Here is a 23,246-nt window from a genome sequence, read left to right on the forward strand (position 1 = left end):
GTAGCCCTTTTTATTTGCTTCACTGCCCGATATCGCGCAGCTTTTTGCCCGCCATCAGGTTCTTTTCGATATGCTCCAGCGTCACGTTTTTGGTCTCCGGGATAAGCCAGAACGTCACGCCGACAAACACCAGATTCAGCGCGGTATAGAGCCAGAAGGTGCCCGCCGCGCCGATATGGTCGATAAGCGTCAGGAATGTCGCGCCGATAATCATATTCGACACCCAGTTGGTGGTGGTCGAACAGGTGACGCCGAAATCGCGGCATTTCAGCGGCTGGATTTCCGAGCACAGGATCCAGACCACCGGCGCGGCGCTCATGGCGTAACCCGCGATACACATCATGGTCATGCCGACGGAAAGCCAGGAGATGCCGGTGGAGATCTGGCCGTGATCGACTTTCATCAGGCAGTAGCCGAGCACCAGCGTGCCAAGCGCCATGACGCTAAAGCCGATTTTCAGCGCCGGTTTGCGGCCCGCTTTATCCACCGTAAATACCGCGATAAAGGTGGCGAGCATAAAGGTCAGCCCCACCACGACCGTTGCGATCATCTGCTCTTCGGTGCTGGCGAACCCCGCCATCTGGAAGATTTTCGGCGCGTAATACATGATGATGTTCATGCCGGTGAACTGCTGCATCGCCTGAAGCAGCATGCCGAGAAACACGGCGCGGCGCACGTTGCGGTTGGCGGTAAAAAGCGCCCAGCCGCCCTGCTTCACCTTCAGGCTTTCACGGATTTCATTGAGCTCCTCACGCGCTTTTTCCGAAGTATCGCGCAGCATACGCAGCACGCGTTCCGCCTCGATGTTCATGCCTTTGGCCGCAAGCCAGCGCGGGCTGTTAGGCAAAAACACCACCATCACCAGCAGAATGACGGCGGGCAGCGCCAGCACGCCGAGCATGGCGCGCCAGTTGCCGCTGTAGCTCAGCGCGGTATCGGAAAGAAACGCCAGCAGAATGCCGAGCGTCACCATCAATTGATAAAGGCTTATCATTTTGCCGCGCACTTTCTCAGAAGCCATCTCCGAGAGATAGAGCGGCGCGGTGTAGGAGGCGATCCCGACCGCCACGCCTAAGATCACGCGGGCGGCCAGCAATATTTCCAGCGAATGGGCGAACGCCGATCCGAGTGACCCGATAATAAACAGCGCCGCGCCCGCCAGCAGGCTGTATTTACGCCCAAGCCGCGACGAGAGCCAGCCGTTAAACAGCGCACCCAGCGCGGCACCGAGCATCATGCTGCTCACCACCCACTCCTGGGCGCGACTGCTTAAGCTGAAGTGATCGGTGATAAAGGGCAGCGCCCCGGCGATGACGCCGATATCGAGACCAAAGAGTAAACCCGCGACGGCGGCGGAAACCGAAACAAACAGATTCATGCGACGCGCTTTGCGTTCCTGAGCGCTGACAGCAGGCGTGACTTCACTTACCGAGGACATCTTTTCTCTCCCGTTAAAGGCAATCGGCCATTGCCATAACGGTAGTGGTAACGCCGGTAAACCGTCAGGCGGGAAACGGCGAAGATATGGATAAATTTGCTGTGGAAGTCCGTTTTGTGATGCAGGTTATAAAACCGAAAAATCGCTTCGCCTCGCGCGATAACCCCGCATGACGGGAATTAATGTGACGTAACACGATAAAATTTGAACAGCAGGCGTTTTGTCCACCGTTTATCTCATGGACAATCAGAGAGCTTTCTGTCTGTGTCACCGGTGTCAGGCAGGTAAATCGTGCAGGCTCAGGGCGCGGGTGAGGAAAAAGCGTAGCGCGTTATTTCAGGCAGCGCGGAACTGGCCCCAAAATACGCTTAGCGTACTCAGGAGAATATATTCGTACTCTGCGTTAAAAAAGGCGGGAATAACGTAACGATGAAATAAGGAAAAAGTATTACGCTCGAATGAGGCCAGGCAAAACGTATTATCTGCGGGCTGGTGTAGCGACGGAAGAATAAAAACAGGAATATCCGCAGGCATTGCGTTTATTCCGGCACTAAAACGTCAGCGGTGCCGAAAAAAGTGCCTGCGGATAAGACAGAGCGTCAGTGTTAAGAAATCAGATAACAGAATAATAACGCGGCGCGCCCGTTATACGCTCAGGTTCTGGGGTGCCGCAGCAGCTTCTTTACGTATTGCTGAAGCAATTCGGTGTCACGTTGCGGCACGTTGCTTTCAGGCTGAACACCTTCGAGCGCCCCTTCCACACTGGCAATCAGCGTCTGCTGGGTATTGGGATCCAGATGACGCAGTAACGCGGTCACGACGATTTCCAGCGCCTCGACCTGGGCCACTAACTCTTTGGATTCTTCTTCCTTTTCAGCAAGCTTGACCAGTAGTTCAGCTATAAGATTTTTCATAACTGTCTTCCCGTGAAGTTGTTGCCACGACGTTATCATTCCCTTTTGAGGTTGCCTAGTGCTCGCCCGCGCTTTTTTTTCTGTCATCGCGGATTTGTGCGGCGCGACAAAAAATCGCCGCCAGCGAAACGTTTTACCAGCAAAATAAGGCGGCGGCACAGAGAATAATCTCTGGCCGCCGCGATAACAGGAATTAATGACGCTGATAACAGCCACGTTATTATTAACGGCGTGCGTTTTTCCTTAATGCCGTACCGAATTGCCAGACGTTAATTAACAGTACCAGCGCCGTGGCGATAAATACCCAGCGATAGCCCGCCGCGGCGGAGATCCCGGCCCCCATCAGCGGCCCCAGCACGTTACCGAGATACATAAACGACTGGTTATAGCCAAAGATACGCCCGGTCACGTTATCCGAGGAGTATTTCACCAGCAGCGTCTGCACCGCCGGGAACATTGCGCCATCGGCGAAACCGAGCAGAAAACGCAGCACCGCGAGCTGCATCGGCGAGGTGACAAACGACATCGCGAAAAACAGCACCACCGCCAGAATGAGCGTTGCCATCAACACCCGCGCGGTGCCAATGCGATCGCCCAGGCGCCCGAGGCGTGGCGCACTCAGCAATGCCGACACGCCCGGCACCGCCGCGATCATGCCGCTTAAAAACGCGATATTGCTGCTGTCGGGCGTCAGTTCCTTAATAAACAGCGCCAGAATCGGGCTGATGGAACCGTTAGAGAGCTGGATAACCATCGTCGTGATAAACAGGCTCAGCACCAGCCACGGCGCTGGCAGGCTTGCGAACACCGCTTTGCCGCTCAATTGTTCACCTCTGGCAAGCGCGGGCCGCACGCCCTCTTTAATCAGAAACAGCGTGACCGCGAAACTTATCATCAGCAGCAGCGCGGTAATCAAAAATACCGGGCGCAGCCCGACGCTGTCGGCGAGAAAACCGCCCATCAGCGGCCCCAGGATCACGCCGCTTATCTGCGCGGTAGAGAGCGTGCTGAGCGCCCAGCCGCTGCGATCGCGCGGCACCTGCGAGGCGACCAGCGCCATCGCGTTGGGAATATAGCCGGAGGTCAGCCCCATCAGCGCGCGCAGCGCGAAAAGCTGCCAGACGCTGGTGGCAAACGCCTGCAATAAAATCGCCACCGCCATACCGAGTGAGGCACGCAGCAGCATCAGCTTGCGGCCTTTGCGGTCGGCAAGGCTGCCCCAGAGCGGCGAGACGATAGCGGAAACCAGGAAAGTGACGCTGAAGGTAAGGCCCGACCAGAGCGACAGCGCCTCGTGCGACTGCACGCCGAGTTCAGCGACATAAAGCGGCAGAAACGGAAGGATTTGGCTGATAGCCAGGCCCGTGAAAAAGCAGCCAAACCAGACGGAGATAAGATTAACCTTCCAGGATTCCATACGCGCGCTATGTCTAAGTCAATGATGTCTCAGGGTATCAGGATATGCCGCGGTGTTAGTGCATAAGCGTGCGGCCTGTAATATTTTGGACGCTTATTATTAATATAAAATCATTTGTGACATTTATCACACCAAAGCGCGTCCTGCGCCGACGATTCTCCTTAGCGGCAAATGCCAAAACCGCGCATCCCTAAGTGAAAATGGTTGGCGTGAGCGGCGTTGTAGTCCGGCCCGAGCGCATTACCAAAGTAAAGACAGCTCTGACCAAACAGCGCGCGCAGCGTCTCGCCGCGCGTGCCGCTCTCCTTCCAGCCTTTCAGCACGCTTATCTGCTGGCCGTTGGCGAAGCGAAACGCGCTGACGTCCAGCGCGTCCGCCGTCGCGTGTTCGCTTAAGCGCGCATTGGCGCGGTGATAAATATTGCGGCAGGCGTAACTGCCATAGTGATCGATGCGCACCAGCGGGCTGCCCATCATCGAGGCGCTAATCGGTTTCGCCTGCTGCTGCACATACATGGCGCTGCTGAGCGCCAGCGGGCAGCTGGCGAGAAACGAACTGCTGAGTTTGACCTCGCCGAAGCGTAGCACCCGCACGGGGGCCGCCAGCGGGCAGTCGCCCTGGGTGGATGTCTGGACGCGGTACTGGATCATGTCCCGCTTACGGGCTTCATCGAGCAGCGCCAGGCACGCCTGCGGGTTATTCGCCATCTGGCGCAGTTTGTAGCGCGTCACCATCGTCGGCGGGTCAAGCGGCGAGAGCGGCGCGAACGGGTTATACCAGGCCGGCAGAGAGTCATAAAGCCAGACGCCTGCGAGCGCCGTTAACGCCAAGGTTATCACCATCGCTATCCCTTTTTTCGCCATGCCACCGCCAGAAAACCAGACACAAAATCAAAGTATAACCGCTGTGCGCCGCACGACGCCGTTGCCCGCCACGAACCACATGAATCCGCCTGCCGGGCGTGCTATGTTGTGGGCTTTCGTCTGCTTTAAGGATGGGTTGTAAAAATGGCAAAACTGCGCGTGGGCATTGTGTTTGGCGGAAAATCAGCGGAGCACGAGGTGTCGCTTCAGTCGGCGAAGAATATCGTCGATGCGATTGATAAAGAAAAATTCGACGTCGTGCTGCTGGGCATTGATAAACAGGGCCAGTGGCATGTGAACGACGCGTCCCGTTATCTGCTGAACGCGGAAGATCCGGCGCGCATCGCCCTGCACCGCTCCGAGAAAAATGTCGCGCTGATCCCAGGGCTCAGCGAGCAGCAACTCATCGAATCAGACAACCGCCAGGCGCTGCCGCAGCTGGATGTGATTTTCCCGATTGTTCACGGCACGCTCGGCGAAGACGGCTCGCTGCAGGGCATGCTGCGCATGGCGAACATTCCGTTTGTCGGCTCCGGCGTGCTCGGCTCGGCGGTCAGCATGGATAAAGACGTCGCCAAACGCCTGCTGCGCGATGCCGGTCTTGCGGTCGCGCCGTTTATCACGCTGACCCGCGCCAACCGCCAGCGCATCACTTTTGAAGACGTGAAAGCGCAGCTCGGCCTGCCGCTGTTCGTGAAGCCCGCGAACCAGGGATCTTCCGTCGGCGTCAGTAAAGTCAACGACGAGGCGCAGTATCACGCCGCCGTCGCGCTGGCATTTGAATTCGACCATAAAGTGGTGGTGGAAACCGGCATCAAAGGCCGTGAGATCGAGTGCGCGGTGCTCGGCAACGATTCACCGCAGGCGAGCACCTGCGGCGAAATCGTGGTGAGCAGCGAGTTTTACTCTTACGACACCAAATACATCGACGAGCAGGCCGCCCGCGTGGTGGTGCCTGCGGATATCGCGCCTGACGTTAATGAGAAGATCCGCGCTATCGCGATTCGCGCGTTTCAGGCGCTGGAGTGCGCCGGGCTCGCGCGTGTTGACGTGTTCCTGACGCCGGACAACGAAGTGATCATCAATGAGATCAACACCCTGCCAGGCTTTACCAATATCAGCATGTATCCGAAGCTGTGGCAGGCGAGCGGCATGGGTTACCAGGAATTGATTACCCGCCTGATTGAACTGGCGCTGGAGCGCCATCAGGCCGATGCGGCGCTGAAAAGCTCCATCACCGGCTAAGGCGTAAGCATTACTCTTCCGCCGCGCTCGGTTCTTCCGGGCGACGGCGGATGATAAAACCCGCAATCCAGAAACAGATAATCCACGTCACCAGCCCCACCGCATAGGTTTGCCACCCTTTCGCCTCAAATCCCAGCAGGCCAATCACGCCGTTCATAATAAAAATCAGGCCCAGTGCGACCGCATAATAGTGCCAGTCACGGCGAATTTTGGCAGAGAGTTGCATGGTTGCTCCGAAAGCGTCAAAAAAAACATCTTCGCATATCCCGTCATGGCTGTCTGTGGCCCGCGTCGCGCGGTGTGACGCGTGTTACGGTTACGCGTAAAGACGTTTAAAAGCGCCAGTAAACTTTCGCAAGCGCAGCGGTCATAGCGTGTTATGAAGCAAGAAAAGTCTGAATGTTAACCAGTTATTAACGCAGTTACAGAAATGTGAGAATCGACATAATTTTGACATTCAGGAGTAATCTGCCCGCCAAATTACCACGAATCCGATATTGACAAATAAAATCTCCTGCCAAACTTCCCCCTGTAGCACCCTGGCGTTACGTCAGTACGAAGGTAAAACCCCGGAGGTCTGTATGGCTGAGATATCGTTACCCAAACCCATAATCGCCGGGAAACCAGGAAGATCCACCGCGCTTGGCAACATTGCTTACGCACTGTTTGTGCTGTTCTCTTTCTGGGTTGGCGCGCAACTCCTGAATGTCGTGGTACATGCACCGGGCGTTCTGGATAATCTCATGCAGATGCAGGAGAGCGGCCGTCCGCAAATCAAAATGGGGCTGGCTGTCGGCACCATCTTTGCGCTGGTGCCGTTTCTCGCAGGCTGCGTCTTTGCGATGGTCATGGCGTTTTTCTTCCGCCTGCGACGTCGTCGCTTTTAACCTTTACTCATACAGCGTGCCCGACGGTCGTCCACACGCTTCGCAAACCACGCCGTGGTGAGCTGACGCGTGATCTTCGGGCTTTCCAGTTGAATGCCAGGCAATAATTCGCGTGGCAGCGTTCGGCCCGCGCGTTTATCCGCGAGTGCGAAAACCTTGTTATAAATTTCGCTGTCGCTGAAATCCTCGCTATCCCCTTTCGCCAGCGCCCGATGGATCTCGCTGTCGCTCATATCAAGCTGGCCGGCCAGTTTACGCACCGCGTTTTCGGTCGCACCCGGCTCACTGCTGTCATAGCGAATAAGATCGCCATCCAGCGCCAGTTTCACACCACTCGCCTTACTGACGGCATTCTGGAACGCCGCATTGCGGCTCGCATACCAGCCCGCGTTGAAATCCGCGAAGCGATAGAGCGGACGTGAATAGTCCACCGGATAGTTCAGCAGATGATAAATACCAAACCACAGCCCGCCGCGACGGGTAAAGACCTCCTGGCGCAGCGTGCCGTCGATGTCATACGGATAGCCGCGCGCGTGCTGTTCGGCGAACGCAATGCTGACCTGCATCGGCCCGCCGGTGTGCACCGGGTTTAAGTTGCCAAACAGCGTCTGTCCGAGCGGCACCATACCGATGAAATCATCGAAAATCGCGCTCAGTTCGCGCTCGGATTTCACGTTGTCGAGCCGCTCGCTGTAGCTTTTACCATTGGGGGATTTGATAAGCAGCGCGGTGTGCACCACAAAGGCGGGAATATGCAGTTTACCGGCGCGGCGCTCGATCTCCTTCCAGGCTATCTTGCCAAGCCCCGGCACCTGCGGGTCAGCCTGATAATTCGACTCCTGCTCCGCCACCGCCAGCACCGAACAGATGTTCTCTTCGGTTGCCGGGATTTTCTGCGTCTCAAACGCGCGGGCGATATCGCGCGCCCAGCCGTCGCGGTCTTTCACGCTCGCCGGCATTTTTTGCTTCACCACGGCGCGCACGTCGAGCGGTTTCGCGCCCTTTTCAGTGGTCGTGGTCTGGCTGGTACACCCCGCAAGCGTGAGCAGCGCGGTAAGCGTCAGAAGACGAAAACGGGTGGGCAAGGCAAACGTGGCGGCCATGATAATCCTGTCTGGCTGGGTTCAGGGCGTTTACCCTGCCACGTTTTTGCCGCCGCGAAAAGCGGATCGCTCCGAAGACGCAGCGGCAAACCGTCTTTACAGTGCTTCCTGCGCTTCAGGTTCAAGGTCGGGTTTATCGTTCAGCGTACGCTCAAAGCTGCGCAGACGTTTGTAGATAGACATCAGCTCAACAAGCGTGGTCCAGGAGCTAATCAGATACTGGAACGCGCCGCGCACTTCGCCAAACACGTTGCTTATCTGCGTCATCAGCCCAAGCGTAATTGACCCTGCCGCAATGGACGGGAACATCAGGAACAGACCGAAAATCGCATCCACCTGGAGGTAGAGAATGCGGACGATGTTGAAATAGGTGTAGTGGAAATAGAGCCGGAAATAGTTAAAGCGCACGTTGCTGAACAGCGCCTGCACCGTTTGCGGATCGGCGCGCGTCGGATCGTCTTCGCCATAAACCAGCTCTTTACGATAGGCCGCCTCAACGCGCTGATTGCGAAACTCCAGGCCCGGCAGCTTAATGCCGACCAGCGCCAGCAGACCGGTGCCCATCAGCGCCCAGACGATCGCGGCGATAACCAGCCCGTAAGGCACCTCGCCCACTACCGGCAGTTCTTTCACGTGCGGCGAGAGCGCCACCAGCACCGGCAGAAAGGCAATCAGCGTCATCACGGCTTTCAACAGCGACACGCCCATATCTTCAACCGTGGAGGCGAAACGCATGGTGTCTTCCTGCACACGCTGCGCGGCACCTTCGATATGGCGCAGCCGCGGCCAGTGTTCCATGTAATATTCGTTCATGGCGGTACGCCAGCGGAAGATGTAGTGGCTGATGAAAAAATAGTTCAACACGCCCACGGTGACGTAGATAAGCGCAATGCCAAGGAACACCATGAGCCCGCTGTAAAACTGGCCGATTTTGACTTTATTGGGCGCGCCCAGCGCGGTCTGGATCAGGTCAAAGAACGGCGCATACCAGGCGTTAATGGTGACCGTAAGTTCCACCATAAACCAGGTGACGAAAATCAGCAGCGCCGAACCCAGCACCGACCAGCGCTGCCAGCGGTGCGGGCAATAGACGCGCCAGAAGGCGGCGAACAGCCCCACGCAAAGCGCGTAGTAGGCATAGAAAAGAATAAAGTTGCCCGACCAGAAACGGGCCGCGCTGATGGGCAGCTCGCCCGCCACGCCGAACCGTTCGGCAAGCCAGCCGCCGCTCATTTGCCAGACGACGAAGGCCAGCATCGCCCAGATCAGCGCCGAAAGAAAAAAAGCGCCGGGACGAGGGAAAAAGGATTTAAACATCAATCGCTCCTGCAAATATTTTTGTTTTTGCTGTTGCTGTATAGCCTGTGCCCTGCGCGTGCGGCAGGGGGTACTGAGTGTAACGCGGCAGGCAACGGCTACGCCGCCCGGCGTGTTTCCAAAAGTGTAACGGCGCGCTGTCTGTTCGCGCCGTCATGAGACAAACCCCGCGCCGTTTAGTTCGCCTGCCAGGCGTCCAGAATCGCGTCTGTTTTCATGACGCGCAGCGGGTTGCCGGGTATGGTCAGGGTGCTCCACACGTCGTTGTAGTGATCGATAAGCACCGGGGCGGCAGCCGCGCGGCGATCGGCGGTGGTATGGGCGTCGCCTGCGACCGTCACCTGAAACCCGCGGCTCGCCGCCTGTTTAATCGTGGTGTCCACGCAGTAGTCGCTGGCGCAGCCGCATACCACGAACGCGTCAATGTGATGCTCGCGCAGCAGCGCCTCAAGCGGCGTGCGGTAAAAGGCGTCGCAGGCGGTTTTGGTCACGCGCAGGGCGTTTTGCGGCACGTTGAGCTCCGGCAGAAACGCAAACCCTGGTGAGTCTTCTTCCAGCCCGCCCGGCTCCGTGTGCTGAATAATGATGACCTGCTCTGCGCCCGCCATCAGTTGGTTAATGCGGGCGACGCGCCCGTCGCGGTCAAAACGCGGCGTGGCGAAAACGCCGTTCTGCATATCGATTACCATCACAACCCGTGGTACAGCCATCACGCACTCCTTCTCAGGGAAAGCAGGAGATTATCACAGGCAACGCACGCGGCACCGCCGGAAAAATTTTGCGCAAAAAAACGAGCTGTTACGCATCGTTACGTTTTTTCAGGGGCTGGCATGCTTTTCGGGCCTTTGCAGATCCGCGCGCAGTAGTATAAATACCCTCTATTCCCGCTCACTGAATGGATTGCTTCGTTGAAACGTTGTCTGCTCTCCTGCGCCCTGCTGATAAGCGCAGCTTTTTCTGCGGCCCAGGCCGCGCAAACCTCGCCCGACCCGGTCTTCGCGTCAGATATTGTCGACCGTTACGCCAACCATATTTTCTACGGCAGCGGCGCTACCGGCATGGCGATTGTCGTGATTGATGGCAATCAGCGCGTATTCCGAAGCTTCGGCGAAACGCGCCCCGGCAATAACGTGCGCCCGCAGCTCGACTCGGTTATCCGCATCGCCTCGCTCACCAAACTGATGACCAGCGAAATGCTGGTGAAAATGCTCGATCAGGGCGTGGTGAAGCTTAACGATCCGCTGAGCCGCTACGCGCCGCCCGGTGCGCGCGTGCCGACCTATCAGGGCGAGCCAATTCGACTGGTGAATCTCGCCACGCATACGAGCGGCCTGCCTCGCGAGCAGCCCGGCGGCGCGGCGAAACGCCCGGTGTTTGTCTGGCCCACGCGCGAGCAGCGCTGGCAGTGGCTCTCCACCGCATCGTTAAAAGCGGCACCTGGCGCCACGGCGTCTTATTCCAACCTCGCGTTCGATCTGCTGGCCGATGCGCTGGCCAACGCCGCGGGCAAGCCTTATACCCAGCTTTTTGAAGAGCAGATAACCCGCCCGCTTGGCATGAAAGACACCACCTTCACGCCATCGCCGGATCAGTGCAAGCGCCTGATGATCGCGGAAAAAGGCGCGAGCCCGTGCAACAACACGCTGGCGGCCATCGGCAGCGGCGGCGTTTACTCCACGCCGGACGACATGATGCGTTGGATGCAGCAGTTCCTGGCATCCGATTTCCATCGCCGCAGCCCGCAGGCGGACCGGATGCAGACGCTGATTTATCAACGTACGCAGTTAACCCGCGTCGTCGGCATGGACGTGCCGGGTAAAGCGGACGCGCTGGGGCTCGGCTGGGTGTACATGGCACCGAAAGACGGGCGTCCTGGCATCATTCAGAAAACCGGGGGCGGCGGCGGCTTTATCACCTACATGGCGATGATCCCGCAGAGCAATATTGGCGCTTTCGTGGTAGTGACCCGCTCGCCGCTGACGCGCTTTACTAATATGAGCGATGGGATAAACGATCTGGTGACGGAACTGAGCGGCAACAAACCGCTCCAGACGCCTGCCCTGTAAAGCAATAACGGCGCCTGTGCGGCGCCGTTATGTTTCAGTAGTTGAGCGGCAGTTTGTTGACCGCCACCAGCTTGCCCTTCTGCATTTCAATGTATTTACCTTTTCGCAACTCCGCGAGTATCTCAGCGATGACCGAACGGGAAATATGAGTATGGTTCTGAATATGGTGTATAACGCCCACCTGCGCGCGCACTTCGGGGCTCCAGGCCGCCATCGTTAACAGCGTGGAACGGATCTGCGAATAAGTCGTCGTGCCGATAAAGTGCGCGTCGCGCCACTCAAACCAGCGCATCAGCCAGGTCTGCCAGTGACAGAATGACTTCCACAGCTGGCGGTGTTCGATGATTTCAATTGCCCGGCGAACCGGCATTCGAAAGCCGCGACAGGGGGTTTCCGTTATCAGGGTATAGCGAAGCGGCTCCGGGATCACCGCATCAGAAAAGCTTAAATAGAGCGGCGAAGTCATTAAATCGACGTGAATATGGTTCTCTTCACGCCAGACATTGAGGCTCCCTTCCTTAAAAAACCAGCACTGTTGCTCGCCCTGCTCGTTGATAAACGAGAGTTCGCAATGGGCGTCAATATCAAACGGCGTTCCTGATGGGGCCAGATGACGCTGAAGAGCGTCGAGATGATGTAGGGGTTTTACCAGATCTAACACGCGAGATATCCATTTCAGGTGTGTTGGGGAGGAACTGCCTGTCCACATGGGACAGGCAGCTTTTGACGCTAACTGCAGAAATTACCAGGTGTATTTGACGCCAACGTTCGCGGCCCAGTCCTGGTCCACATCGCCACCGCCGAGGTAGTTCGCATCGGCATAGGCGCTGAAGTTTTTGGTGAAGCTGAACTTACCGCCAAGCCCTGCGCGTACTGCGGAGCCTTCCATGCCGTTATCGATATTGTCGCCGTTGACATCGGCGTCGTTACCGCTGGCATCGTCATAGACATAGGCCAGTTTGGCATACGGCGTGAAGGACTGATCGTTGCCGTAGTTGAAGGTGTAACCCAGATCTGCGCCCAGTTCATAACGCAGGCTGTCGTAAGACTGGCTGTTGACGCGCATATCGTTGCTCAGCTGATAGCCGTCGCCATCCTGGAACAGGCCAGAGATGCTGGCGTACGGGGTCAGATAACCCTGCGTATTGAACTGCCAGTCATAGCCCAGTTTCAGGCCAAAGCCCCAGGCATCGGAGGACGCATCACCGGAGACCGCCTGGCCGTTGCTCATCACTGCGCTCAAATCGTTGCTGTAATGGCTGTAGCTCAGGGTGGTATCCAGGAAGACATTGTTGGCGAACTGCGCGGAAGAATAGAGACGCGCGGACTGGCTGTCCTGATCAACGCTGCCGCTGTGATCGTCCATATCCCCTTTCGCAAAGCCCGCTGCCGCGCCGATCATCCATTTGGCGTAGTTGCCTTCCACCAGTTTATCGAGACCAACCATCAGGCCGTTGACATCCTGGTTGTAGCTCAGCTCGCCGTTATCGCCGTTGAAGTTACCGCCGAAGTAGGTCACCCATGCGCCACCGTTATCCCCTGGCGTATGACGGCCCTGCGCGAGACGCGTGCTCAGCACATCCTGTTCCAGATTCCAGATGTTGGTATTGGCGGAAGGAATGCTCAGCGCCATGTTGGCGTAGTCGGTCAGCTCACGCTGTTTCAGCACCACGGTGTCGCCCTGCTGCTGCGCCTCGTAGGTGTAGGCACCCAGATCCGCTTTGTTGGCGGCGGTAAAGCGCGCGGAGGTGGCGTCGTTGTCGTCATACACGCGCACCACTTCATTGCCTTTGTAATCGGCGACGGAACCCGCGCCGGTGGCGTTATCGATACGCACGCGATAGTTGCCCGCCACATCGCCGTTCACCGCCAGATGACCGTCTGAGTTGAGCGCAATCACGCCCTCGTCATAGTCTTTCTGATGCGGATCGTTGGTGACGTAACGCGCGTTATTCAGTGAGGCATCCAGCACATAGTCACGGCTTGCGACGTTAAGCACGCCGTCGTCGGTCAGCACGACGTTATCCACATCTACCTGACCGAGGCCCAGGTTGAGCTGCGCGCCGTTAGCAACGGTGAGCGTGTTGGCGTACAGCGACGCGGTTTCTTCCGTGAGCGTCGCCTGACTGCCGCTGTCCAGCGTCAGGGAATCGGTCGCCACCGCGCCATCATCGCCGATGTTCAGCGTCGAAGCATTGGTCAGGGTGATGGAATCCGCCAGCAGCGATGAGCTTTCAACGTTAACCTGTGAATGATTATCCACCACCAGCGCGTCGATATTAGACACTTTACGGGTATCCCATTCGGAGCCGTTTGTCAGCGTCACGTTGAAAATACCGCTCTGATAGACTTCATTGCCCGTCACGTGGCCCGCTTCGTTAAACGCGGTATCGCTGTTTTCGATGCCATACGTGGAGCCAGGCCAGATGCTGTTCGGCTGATAGTCATACAGCTCGGCGGTCGCTTCGACATTAGAAATCGCCGCACCCACCCATTTGCTGCCGTTGGTGAGCGTCACGTCCAGGCGGTCGGTATTATCCCAGCCGTTAGAATCCAGCGTACCGTCGCCGTTCACGTCATAGGCATCAACGTGCGTGATGACCGGGTTGCCGCCTTGATCCAGCGTAACGCGGTCATACCCGCCAAAGTTTTCATCAAAGGAGCTTTCGAAATAGATGTCGCCGTTAATGGTTGATCTGTCGAAAGAGGCCGTCGTCTGCATTGAGTTATCAGAAGCCGGATTAGCAATCACCGCAAGCGCGATATCATCCGCAGTAATGGCGTTATCGTAATCGCTGGCTTTACCCGTGTGGCCATAAAAACCACTGGTGCCTTCATCCGTCCATGAGCCGGAGCTCAGCACAGAATCTTTTACCACAATGCTGTTATTAAAAATTTCACCGCTATTTGAGCCAGTCGGCGATGTCACATCCTGATTATCTTCCCATTCATATCCCTGCGTCAGCGTAATACCCGCAACATGAGAATTATTTTGAATAACCAGATCGGTTTCCTGGTCGAGCGTAATTGCCGTGCCGAGATCAAAAATATCCTGAGATGCCGTCGTTTTATCATCGGCGTTATAATAGGTATAGTGCTCGAAGTCATCGTCGATAGTGGAATTATCGACGGTTAATGCGAGACGGTTATAGAGATAATCCCCGGTGCGGTTATCACAGTTTTCCGTCATGCATTGTGAGGTAATCATCCCGTGGATAGTGCTGTCTTTAATGGTCAGCGCGTTAGGGTTGGTATTATTACTGGTGCCCTCATCAAGATACCAGGTGGAAATAACACCATCGACATGCGCGCCGGAAATTTGCGGATAAATATTGCCATTATAATAATCAGAGCCGTAATCGTAACCGACATAGCCCTGATACATAATACCGCCGTCATAATAAAACGTGTCGTAGCTTTTGCCTGAAATATCCGTGGCAGCGGAGGCCTGAGAAGCGATAGCCATCGTGCAGGCCACGGCTAATTGTGAGACTACAAGTTTCTTTTTCCAGGAGTGCATTTATCATCCCTCCTCAGGGACGTCACAAAGTTGGTCCATCAAATGGTTTGCCGTAATACAAGCGTGATGTATTAACGATAAAATTATGCACGCTGAAAAATTAAAGGTTCAATTCTTCTTTACCAATTGTACGAATCCGCACTCTTTTATTATTTAGGAATAAAACCGGTTTCTCTCTCGTTATCCCTTTATACCTTACCAGACGAAAAATCCTTCATTTTGATTACCGCCAAAATATTGCTTATTTAAATATCCACTCCTGGAATATTGGCTTTAAAAATAAAATAGCCCTCAGTTATAACACTTCCCTGCCGTTTCGTTGCCCGGGCTTTTACCCTTCCCCTGACGATACTCATCTATAATATGAATATCTTAATGGCATGGAGAAAGTGAATCTAATGAATGAAAAACTTCAGCACGCCGCAAAACAGGCCGGTATCTGGCTGAATCAACACGGGCTACGACTGGCGACGGCCGAATCCTGTACCGGTGGGCTTATTACGTACACCCTGTGCGCCACCGAAGACACCACCGCCTTTTATTCGAGCGGTTTTATCACTTACACCAATGACGCCAAACAGCGCATGCTGGGCGTGAAAGAAGAGACGCTGCGCCTCTATACCGCCGTGAGCGAGCAGACGGTGCATGAGATGGCGGCGGGCGCCCGCGAGCGTTCGGGCGAGGATGTCAGCCTCGCGGTGAGTGGTTATGCCGGGCCATCCGGCGGTGAAGACGGCACGCCGCCAGGCACCGTGTGGTTTGGGTGGGGCATGCCGGGCGAGGAAACTGTAGCGGAAAAGCGTCATTTCAATGGCGATCCGAAAACCGTTATCGATCAGGCGGCGGTCTTTGCGCTGGAGCGCCTTATTGAACTGCTTAAAGAACGCGTTTCATAATGCGCGCGTCAGGGTCTGCCGTGAAAACGCCCCGGCAGGCCTTGTCCGTTGCGGGCGCGCGTGATTTAGCGCCCACAATCGTCAAACATCCCTTCCTGTTTCGGGTTAAAATAAAGCCTGTCCCATTTCTCTGATAAGAAGCAATTATGGCCGATTTTTCATTGAGTTCCCGCCCGCGCCGCCTGCGTCAGAACGCCTCGCTGCGCGCCATGTTTGAAGAAACCTCGTTAAGCCGCAACGATCTGGTACTGCCGATTTTCGTTGAGGAAGAGCTGGACGACTACAAACCGATCGCCGCCATGCCGGGCGTGATGCGTATCCCGGAGAGATATCTCGCCCGTGAAATTGAGCGTATTGCGAAAGCGGGCATCCGCTCCGTGATGACCTTCGGGATTTCGCACCACACCGATGAGTGCGGTAGCGACACCTGGAATGAAAACGGTCTGGTGGCGCGCATGTCGCGTATCGCCAAAGACGCCGTGCCGGAAATGGTCGTGATGTCTGACACCTGCTTTTGCGAATACACCAGCCACGGCCACTGCGGCGTGCTGTGTGAACACGGCGTGGATAACGACGCGACCCTGGTAAACCTGGGCCGTCAGGCTGTGGTTGCTGCCGCTGCGGGTGCCGATTTTATCGCACCTTCCGCCGCGATGGACGGCCAGGTGAAAGCCATCCGTCAGGCGCTCGACGCCGCGGGCTTCACGGATACGGCTATCTTCTCCTACTCCACAAAATTCGCGTCGTCGTTCTACGGCCCGTTCCGCGAAGCGGCGGGCACCGCGCTGAAAGGCGATCGTAAAACTTATCAGATGAGCCCGATGAACCGCCGCGAAGCGATCCGCGAATCGCTGCTGGATGAAGCCGAAGGCGCGGACGCGCTGATGGTCAAACCGGCGGGCGCTTATCTCGACATCCTGCGCGACGTGCGCGAGCGCACCAGCCTGCCGCTTGGCGCTTATCAGGTGAGCGGCGAATACGCGATGATCAAATTCGCCGCCCAGGCGGGCGCGATTGACGAAGAGAAAGTGATCCTGGAAAGCCTCGGCGCTATCAAGCGCGCGGGCGCGGATCTTATCTTCAGCTACTTCGCGCTCGATCTGGCCGAGAAAAACATTCTCTGACCTGTCGCGGCGGGCGTTCTGTCCGCCGCGTTTTCTCCTCCCCCCTACGCTGTGACTGTTCCTTCACGCCCCTGACATGCGGCCGTCATCTTCCGGGTCTATCACTGTTCGCAGACGGTTCCCGAGGAGACACAACCGTGTTCAGCATCGACAACGTTCTTGACGATCTTTACCCCCAGAAAACCCCCGCCCCGTGGCTGAAAAAAACGCTCAAACGCCTGCTTTATGAACAAGAGTTTCAGGAGTTCGCCGCCCGCCATCGCCATCTCAAAGGGCTCGATATGGTCGAGCAGGTGCTGGAGCATCTCGATATTCGCTGCGATCTGCCGGCCCGCTCGCTTGAGCAGATCCCGGATAACGGGCCGCTGGTTGTCGTCGCCAACCACCCGACCGGCACCGCCGACGGACTGGCGCTGCTCTACGCCATCTCCCGCGTGCGGCGCGACGTGCGCGTGGTGGCGAACCGGATGCTGAGCCATCTGGAGCCGCTGTCGTCGCTCTTTATCGCCGTGGATAACATCGGCAACCGCACCCGCAAAACCGCCATTAAAGAGATGGAGGCGCATCTTGAACGCGGCGGCGCGCTGATTTTCTTTCCCGCAGGCGAAGTATCGCGCCCGGGCCTCGACGGCATTCAGGACGGCGTCTGGAACGCCGGTTTTGTGAAGCTCGCAAGCCGCTACCGCGCGCCGGTGCTGCCGGTACATATCGCCGGGCGCAACAGTCTCGCGTTTTACGGCGCGGCGCTGGTCGCCCCGCCGCTCGCCATGCTGATGCTTATTCGCGAAATGTTTCGCAAGCGCGGCACGACGCTGCCAGTCAATATTGGCGAGCGTATCCCGTGGAGCGCCTGGCATGATGCAAACGCACATCCGCGTGACGCGGCAGCGCGTTTTCGCCAGCATGTTTCACGGCTGGGCAAAGGACAGCCGGGCTGCTTTAAAACCGAATGCGGCATCGCGCGCCCGGAAGACCGGGCCGTGCTGCGCCGGGCGCTGGCCCAGGCGGAGACGCTTGGCGAGACGCCGGACGGCAAAACCATTTATCTGTGGCGACGCAACGGTATGGAAGAAGCGCCGGTGCTGCGCGAGCTGGGGCGGCTGCGTGAAATCGCCTTTCGCGCCGTGGGCGAAGGCAGCGGCAAGCGGCGCGATACTGACGCCTACGACGACGACTACTGGCATCTGGTGTTATGGGACGACGCGGCGCTGGAGATTGTCGGCGCGTACCGGTTTATCCCGACGGCGCAACAGGTGGCGCAGCGTGGCCCGCAGGGGCTTTACAGCTACAGTCTGTTTCATTACGACGAGCGGATGGAAGATATTTTAAGCCAGGGGATTGAGCTTGGCCGCAGCTTTATCCAGCCGCAATACTGGGGACGCCGCGGGCTCGATTATTTGTGGTCGGGCATCGGCGCGTATCTGGCGCGCTATCCGCAATACCGTTATCTTTTCGGCCCGGTGTCGATATCCGGCGGCCTGCCGCCTGCCGCGCGGGATCTGCTGGTCGCGTTTTACCGGCTCTGGTTCCCGGCACAGCACCCGCTCGCCGCCTCGCGTCGCCCTTACCCGGTGTCGTTGCCGGAGGCGCTGGCGCAGTTTGGCGGCGAAAATTATCAGGAAGATTTAACGCGTCTGAAGTCGCTGCTGGGGAATCTGGGCTGCGGCATTCCGCCGCTTTACAAGCAATATTCAGAGTTGTGCGAGCCGGGCGGCGTGCAGTTTATCGATTTTGGCAGCGATCCGGCGTTTAATGATTGTGTGGACGGACTGGTGTTAGTGGATTTAATGCGCCTTAAAACGTCACGTCGTGAGCGGTATATCGGCACGCCCGCGCCGGCGGTTGAATCACCCTAATCGGTGTTGTTGGCGGGTGCGCTTCGCTTACCCGCCCTACAAATCACGTTACGTTATCCACTAGTCATAATCGTTACGCCCCGTAGGGTGGGTAAGCGAAGCGCACCCACCGTTTTTTCCGCCCGGGCGTTAATCGGTTGGTAAGGTGGGTGGTTTTGCTCCGGCTAAAAAAATCGGCCCCTCAGGGCTGATTTCCGCCGGGAGCCGGGATTGCAAAGGGGGCGGCGGCGAGCCCCCTTTGCACGTTCGCGTGAGCAAAGCGCCCATATGAAGGCGACTTTATGGCGAACGGAACCTATTCACCGCCCTGGTATATATTCCCTCATACCGACGCTCTTTCTGAACGAGATCGAGAAACCCCGAACGGCGGGTGCGCTTCGCTTACCCGCCCTACAAATCACGTTACGTTACGCTAATCGTAGGGTGGGTAAGCGAAGCGCACCCACCAGTCATCATCGTTGCGCCCGTAGGGTGGGTAAGCGAAGCCGCATCCACCATTCAGCCCGCACGCCGCCCATAAAAAAACCCCCGGCAAGCCGGGGGTTTGATTTACTGGGGGAATCGTAAAACTTATGCAGCAGGCTGGGCAGCCGGTTTAGCAGCATCGTGTTTCACTGCTTTTTTGTGGTGCTTTTTAGCAGCCTGAGCTTTCTGCTCGACAGCCGGTTTCTGAGCGGCGGCTTTTTTGTGGTGCTTTTTAGCAGCCTGGGCTTTCTGCTCAGCAGCCGGTTTCTGCGCGGCGGCTTTCTTGTGGTGCTTTTTCGCAGCCTGAGCTTTCTGCTCTACCGCTTTTTTATGCGATTTTTTGTGATGCGTTTTTGCAGCAGGCGCTTTAGCCGGTGCAGCAGTGGTGGTAGTGGTTGCAGCAGCCGCCGGAGCCGGTGCAGCAGTGTTATCAGCCGCGAACGCAGCAGCGGACAGACCCATAGTGGCGGCAACAACCAGCGCTAATACTTTTTTCATCTCTATACCCTCGAATTGGCTTTTAGTTACCCCGCGTCGGGGCTCTGGAAATCACTATAGAGAACCCGTGCCGCCGCTTCAGTGAGTGATTGGTATCGGCGTGTAACCGAATGTACAAGCGCTGCGCAAAAGAAAGGGCGCCGCAGCGCCCTCTGTTTAACCGGCCCGGTAAAAGGGCTTATCGCCAAGGATCGTCGCGCGGTGCATCACGCGCCGGGCAGGGAGATAATCGGCGTTGGCGTAGTGCTGCGTCACGCGGTTATCCCACAGCGCCACGTCATTTTCCTGCCAGCGCCAGCGCACCTGGAACTCCGGTTTTGTAATATGTGCGAAAAGAAAATTCAGCAGCGCGTCGCTCTCTTTGGGCGACACATCGACAATGCGCGTCGTAAAGCCTTCGTTCACAAACAGCGCCTGCTTGCCGCTCACCGGATGCGTGCGCACCACCGGGTGCAGCAGCGGCGGGTTTTTCTCCACGGCCGTGAGCCAGCGTTGATGCTCTTCCTCCGTTTTCGTGTGCTTCCACTCCGGGAACGACTTACGGAAATCGTGCTCGGCGCGCAGGCCGCTTAACAACTGCTGAAACGGGGCGGAGAGCGCTTCGAACGCCGCGATACCGCTCGTCCAGAGCGTATCGCCGCCGGTGGGCGGCAGCGCTTTCGCCGCCAGGATCGCGCCCGCAGGCGGCGTGTCGATAAAGGTCACGTCGGTGTGCCAGTTATCGTTATCCGGCGGGTTATCGTTATGGGTATCCAGCACGATAATCTCCTCCACGCCTTCCGCATGCGGGTAGACCGGGTGAATGTGCAGATCGCCAAAACGCATCGCCAGCGCCCGCTGCTGCGGCGGCGTGATGGGCTGATCGCGCACGAACAGCACCTGATGGCGTATCAGCGCGTGATACAGCTGCTCGAACTGGCTGTCGCTCAGCGGTCGCGCCAGGTTGATATCGGAGACCAGGGCACCGATATACGGCCCCAGCGGCGTGATGGTTATGCGTTCGCTCATTGTGTTTCTCCATGCCAGGGCGTCAGACGGCGCGTCAGCGCGCGCAGCCCCAGTTCTAAAATAAAAGCCACCAGGGCAATCACCGCGATGCCCGCCAGCACGACGTCTGTCGCCAGGAACTCACCGGCGGACTGCACCATAAACCCAAGCCCGCGCGTGGCGGCGATAAGCTCGGCGGCGACCAGCGTTGACCAGCCGACCCCAAGCCCGATGCGCAGGCCGGTTAAAATCTCCGGTAGCGCGCCGGGCAGAATCACATGCCACAGCAGTTGCCAGCGGCTCGCGCCTAAGGATTGCGCCGCGCGGATACGCACCTGCTGCGCGCTTTTTACGCCCGCCAGCGCCGACATCGCCACCGGAGCGAAAATCGCCAGGTAGATCAGCAGCACTTTGGAGGTCTCGCCGATACCGAACCAGATAACCATCAGCGGCAGATAGGCGAGCGGCGGAATAGGCCGGTACAGCTCAATCAGCGGGTCTAGAATGGCGCGCAGCGTCGGATTCAGCCCCATGGCGATACCCACAGGAATGCCGATAAGCGCCGCGGCCAGCAGCGCGGTCAGCATGCGGCCCAGGCTCGCGCCAAGATGCGCCCAGAGCGTGGCGTCCATAAAGCCCTGCGGCCCGGCGATGGTGATGAGCTGGCGCAGCACCTGTTGCGGCGCGGGCAGAAACAGCGGGCTCACCAGTTGCAGCGCCGTCGCCGCCCACCAGAGCGCCAGCAGCGCGCCGAGCGTGGCGAGGCTTATCGTCACCGGGCGCACGGCCACACGGCGGCGGCGCACCGGCGTACGCGCCGCGTTATCGTTAATCAGTACGCTCATGGGCGCTCTCCCGTAATTCAAAGACCCGGCTCAGGACATATTCGCGACGGGCGATAAACGCCGGATCGGATTTAATGGCGCGCGCCGGCTCGCCCGCCACAAACCGCCTCGCAAAATCAAGGCTCAGCCGCTCCTGCACGCGCCCTGGCCCCGGCGACAGCAGCACGAGATCGGTCGCCATAAAGACGGCTTCTTCGATGTCATGCGTGATCAGCAAGACTTTTTTGCCGCTTGTCGCCCACAGGCGCAGCAGCAGCGTCTGCATCTGCTCGCGGGTAAAGGCGTCCAGCGCGCCGAAGGGTTCATCCAGCAGCAGCAGTTGCGGGTCGGCCGCCAGCGCGCGGGCGATGCCAACACGCTGCCGCTGACCGCCGGAAAGCTGCCAGATAAAGCGGTTTTCCGCGCCCTCAAGCCCGACTTTGGCAAGCATCTGACGCGCCAGCGCGCGGCGTTCTTCACGCCCGACGCCCTGGAGCTGCAACCCGAACGCGACGTTATCGAGCACGCTGCGCCACGGCAGCAGCCCCTCATGCTGAAACACCACGCCGCGGTCAGCGCCCGGCCCGGTGACGGCCTGGCCGTCGAGCGTAATGCTGCCCGTTTCCACCGGTAAAAAACCGGCGATGAGATTCAGCAGCGTGGTTTTGCCGCAGCCGGACGGGCCGAGCACCACTAGCAGCTCGCCATCATTGAGCGTCAGGCTGATATCGGCAAGCGCGGGCTTGCCGTCGAAACGGGCGTGAAGATGAGAGACCTGTAGCATCGCGCCCCCTTACGGCTGAGCCAGCGGCTTCACAAAGCGGTCGGTGACGAACGCGCGGTAATCCTGGCCAGCCTGCGGCACTTTGCCCTGCGCTTTCAAAAACGCGGCGGTGTCGACAATCGCCTGATTCACCGGCCCGTTAAGCTGTTTGACCTGCTGGCTGGCGGGAAGATAGGTATTGCCCTTCACCAGCCCCGGCACATCGCTCTGCGGCACGCCGCTTAAGCGCGCGAGCTTCTCCAGATGCTCTGGCTGCGTAAGCCAGCCGTCGGGGTTGTCGAGATACCCGCGCTGGGCCGCCAGCGCGCTGCGGGCAAAGGCGGTGACCACTTCCGGGTGTTTTTCGGCGAAGTCTTTACGCACCACCCAGACATCCAGCGTCGGCGAGCCCCACTTCCCCACCTGCGAGGAGTCGGTCAGCACCGTACCCTCTTTTTCCAGCGCGTTAACGGCCGGTGCCCAGACGTAAGCGCCGTCGATATCGCCCCGCTGCCAGGCGGCGATGATCGCCGGCGGCTGAAGGTTAACGATGCTCAGTTGATCCGGTCGAATGCCCCAGTGTTTCAGCGCCGCCAGCAGGCTGTAGTGGGTGGTGGAGATAAACGGCACCGCGATGCGTTTGCCGATGAGATCCTGCGGCGTGCGAATCGATTTTTTCACCACCAGCGCCTCGGAGTTACCAAGCTGTGAGGCGAGCAGAAACACTTCGATGGGGACATTCTGGCTTGCCGCGACAGCGAGCGGGCTGGAGCCGATATTGCCTATCTGCACGTCGCCCGAGGCGAGCGCGCGCACCACGCTGGCCCCGCTGTCGAATTTACGCCACTCGACCGTCGCGCCGCTCTCTTTGGCGAAGGTGTTATCCGCCTGCGCCACTTTGGCGGGTTCGGCGGAGGTCTGATACGCGACGGTGACATCTACCGCCTGCGCCTGAAATGCCCACAGCGCCAGCGCGCCGATGAGCGTAATACGCGATGTGATTGCCATACTGTCTGCCCCTGTAGTCTCTTGTTATACGGGCAGTATTTCCGCTGCGGGACAT

General features: G+C 58.0%; 21 protein-coding genes. 6 read left to right on the forward strand and 15 right to left on the reverse strand.

Annotated elements, in window-relative coordinates; translation table 11 throughout:
• Positions 1–19: 19 nt before the first annotated feature.
• From G9X48_RS11245 to G9X48_RS11260, 4 genes are all read right to left on the reverse strand, one after another.
• Positions 20–1,438: a sugar porter family MFS transporter gene (locus G9X48_RS11245; RefSeq protein WP_004386848.1), complete on the reverse strand. Its 1,419-nt coding sequence runs from the start codon at positions 1,436–1,438 to the stop codon at positions 20–22.
• A gap of 653 nt (positions 1,439–2,091) precedes the next feature.
• Positions 2,092–2,352, reverse strand: a complete 261-nt coding sequence (gene iraP, locus G9X48_RS11250) for an anti-adapter protein IraP (RefSeq protein ID WP_004386850.1) — start codon at positions 2,350–2,352, stop codon at positions 2,092–2,094.
• Between the two features lie 223 nt (positions 2,353–2,575).
• Positions 2,576–3,769 (reverse strand): multidrug efflux MFS transporter, encoded by a 1,194-nt coding sequence (locus tag G9X48_RS11255; protein WP_004386851.1) that lies wholly within the window; start codon positions 3,767–3,769, stop codon positions 2,576–2,578.
• A 161-nt stretch (positions 3,770–3,930) separates the two neighbouring features.
• Positions 3,931–4,632: an extensin family protein gene (locus tag G9X48_RS11260; protein WP_076728991.1), complete on the reverse strand. Its 702-nt coding sequence runs from the start codon at positions 4,630–4,632 to the stop codon at positions 3,931–3,933.
• Positions 4,633–4,776: 144 nt separating this feature from the next.
• On the opposite strand from G9X48_RS11260, the gene ddlA reads away from it, so the two are divergent.
• The gene (gene ddlA, locus G9X48_RS11265; RefSeq protein WP_097640800.1) at positions 4,777–5,877 is read left to right on the forward strand and encodes a D-alanine--D-alanine ligase; all 1,101 of its coding nucleotides are present in this window, start codon (positions 4,777–4,779) and stop codon (positions 5,875–5,877) included.
• Between the two features lie 10 nt (positions 5,878–5,887).
• Here the strand turns inward: ddlA and G9X48_RS11270 are convergent, their stop codons facing one another.
• Positions 5,888–6,103 carry a DUF2754 family protein gene (locus G9X48_RS11270; RefSeq protein ID WP_063265025.1) on the reverse strand — a complete coding sequence of 72 codons (216 nt, stop codon included), beginning with the start codon at positions 6,101–6,103 and terminating at the stop codon, positions 5,888–5,890.
• Between the two features lie 355 nt (positions 6,104–6,458).
• Between G9X48_RS11270 and G9X48_RS11275 the strand changes: the two genes are divergently transcribed.
• A complete protein-coding gene (locus tag G9X48_RS11275) occupies positions 6,459–6,764 on the forward strand; it encodes a DUF2755 family protein (protein ID WP_004386855.1) in 306 nt (101 codons plus the stop codon).
• Here the strand turns inward: G9X48_RS11275 and G9X48_RS11280 are convergent.
• The 3 genes from G9X48_RS11280 to G9X48_RS11290 all read right to left on the reverse strand — a co-directional run bounded on the left by G9X48_RS11280 (position 6,761) and on the right by G9X48_RS11290 (position 9,894).
• On the reverse strand, positions 6,761–7,867 hold the full coding sequence (locus G9X48_RS11280; RefSeq protein ID WP_097640801.1) for a DUF1615 domain-containing protein: 1,107 nt from the start codon (positions 7,865–7,867) through the stop codon (positions 6,761–6,763). The two genes, G9X48_RS11275 and G9X48_RS11280, sit on opposite strands and share 4 nt — an antisense overlap.
• A gap of 96 nt (positions 7,868–7,963) precedes the next feature.
• Positions 7,964–9,184 carry a peptide antibiotic transporter SbmA gene (sbmA, locus tag G9X48_RS11285; protein ID WP_014729460.1) on the reverse strand — a complete coding sequence of 407 codons (1,221 nt, stop codon included), beginning with the start codon at positions 9,182–9,184 and terminating at the stop codon, positions 7,964–7,966.
• A gap of 176 nt (positions 9,185–9,360) precedes the next feature.
• On the reverse strand, positions 9,361–9,894 hold the full coding sequence (locus G9X48_RS11290; protein ID WP_097570108.1) for an isochorismatase family protein: 534 nt from the start codon (positions 9,892–9,894) through the stop codon (positions 9,361–9,363).
• Positions 9,895–10,092: 198 nt separating this feature from the next.
• On the opposite strand from G9X48_RS11290, the gene ampH reads away from it, so the two are divergent.
• Positions 10,093–11,250 carry a D-alanyl-D-alanine-carboxypeptidase/endopeptidase AmpH gene (ampH, locus tag G9X48_RS11295; protein ID WP_004386859.1) on the forward strand — a complete coding sequence of 386 codons (1,158 nt, stop codon included), beginning with the start codon at positions 10,093–10,095 and terminating at the stop codon, positions 11,248–11,250.
• Between the two features lie 34 nt (positions 11,251–11,284).
• Here ampH and G9X48_RS11300 read toward each other — a convergent pair whose 3' ends face one another.
• The gene (locus G9X48_RS11300) at positions 11,285–11,911 is read right to left on the reverse strand and encodes a helix-turn-helix domain-containing protein (RefSeq protein WP_004386860.1); all 627 of its coding nucleotides are present in this window, start codon (positions 11,909–11,911) and stop codon (positions 11,285–11,287) included.
• 81 nt (positions 11,912–11,992) lie between these two features.
• A complete protein-coding gene (locus G9X48_RS11305; RefSeq protein WP_097640802.1) occupies positions 11,993–14,770 on the reverse strand; it encodes an autotransporter outer membrane beta-barrel domain-containing protein in 2,778 nt (925 codons plus the stop codon).
• 398 nt (positions 14,771–15,168) lie between these two features.
• Here G9X48_RS11305 and G9X48_RS11310 point away from each other — a divergent pair, with 398 nt between their 5' ends.
• The 3 genes from G9X48_RS11310 to G9X48_RS11320 all read left to right on the forward strand — a co-directional run bounded on the left by G9X48_RS11310 (position 15,169) and on the right by G9X48_RS11320 (position 18,646).
• Complete coding sequence (locus G9X48_RS11310; protein ID WP_004386862.1) at positions 15,169–15,666, forward strand: CinA family protein; 498 nt, start codon at positions 15,169–15,171, stop codon at positions 15,664–15,666.
• Positions 15,667–15,812: 146 nt separating this feature from the next.
• Positions 15,813–16,790 (forward strand): porphobilinogen synthase, encoded by a 978-nt coding sequence (gene hemB, locus G9X48_RS11315; protein ID WP_004386863.1) that lies wholly within the window; start codon positions 15,813–15,815, stop codon positions 16,788–16,790.
• Positions 16,791–16,927: 137 nt separating this feature from the next.
• Positions 16,928–18,646, forward strand: coding sequence for a GNAT family N-acyltransferase (locus G9X48_RS11320; protein WP_097640803.1), 1,719 nt, complete (start codon positions 16,928–16,930; stop codon positions 18,644–18,646).
• 570 nt (positions 18,647–19,216) lie between these two features.
• Here G9X48_RS11320 and asr read toward each other — a convergent pair.
• The 5 genes from asr to tauA all read right to left on the reverse strand — a co-directional run bounded on the left by asr (position 19,217) and on the right by tauA (position 23,191).
• Complete coding sequence (gene asr, locus G9X48_RS11325) at positions 19,217–19,609, reverse strand: acid resistance repetitive basic protein Asr (RefSeq protein ID WP_007865075.1); 393 nt, start codon at positions 19,607–19,609, stop codon at positions 19,217–19,219.
• A gap of 156 nt (positions 19,610–19,765) precedes the next feature.
• Positions 19,766–20,617 carry a taurine dioxygenase gene (gene tauD / locus G9X48_RS11330; RefSeq protein WP_054624350.1) on the reverse strand — a complete coding sequence of 284 codons (852 nt, stop codon included), beginning with the start codon at positions 20,615–20,617 and terminating at the stop codon, positions 19,766–19,768.
• Complete coding sequence (gene tauC / locus G9X48_RS11335; protein ID WP_004386805.1) at positions 20,614–21,441, reverse strand: taurine ABC transporter permease TauC; 828 nt, start codon at positions 21,439–21,441, stop codon at positions 20,614–20,616. Before tauC ends, tauD begins: the two co-directional genes overlap by 4 nt.
• On the reverse strand, positions 21,425–22,204 hold the full coding sequence (tauB, locus tag G9X48_RS11340) for a taurine ABC transporter ATP-binding subunit (RefSeq protein ID WP_085046547.1): 780 nt from the start codon (positions 22,202–22,204) through the stop codon (positions 21,425–21,427). Before tauB ends, tauC begins: the two co-directional genes overlap by 17 nt.
• Positions 22,205–22,213: 9 nt before the next feature.
• Complete coding sequence (tauA, locus tag G9X48_RS11345; protein WP_097640804.1) at positions 22,214–23,191, reverse strand: taurine ABC transporter substrate-binding protein; 978 nt, start codon at positions 23,189–23,191, stop codon at positions 22,214–22,216.
• Positions 23,192–23,246: the final 55 nt, after the last annotated feature.

Source organism: Cronobacter sp. HA18006 (assembly GCF_011605445.1).
Taxonomy (GTDB): domain Bacteria; phylum Pseudomonadota; class Gammaproteobacteria; order Enterobacterales; family Enterobacteriaceae; genus Cronobacter; species Cronobacter sakazakii.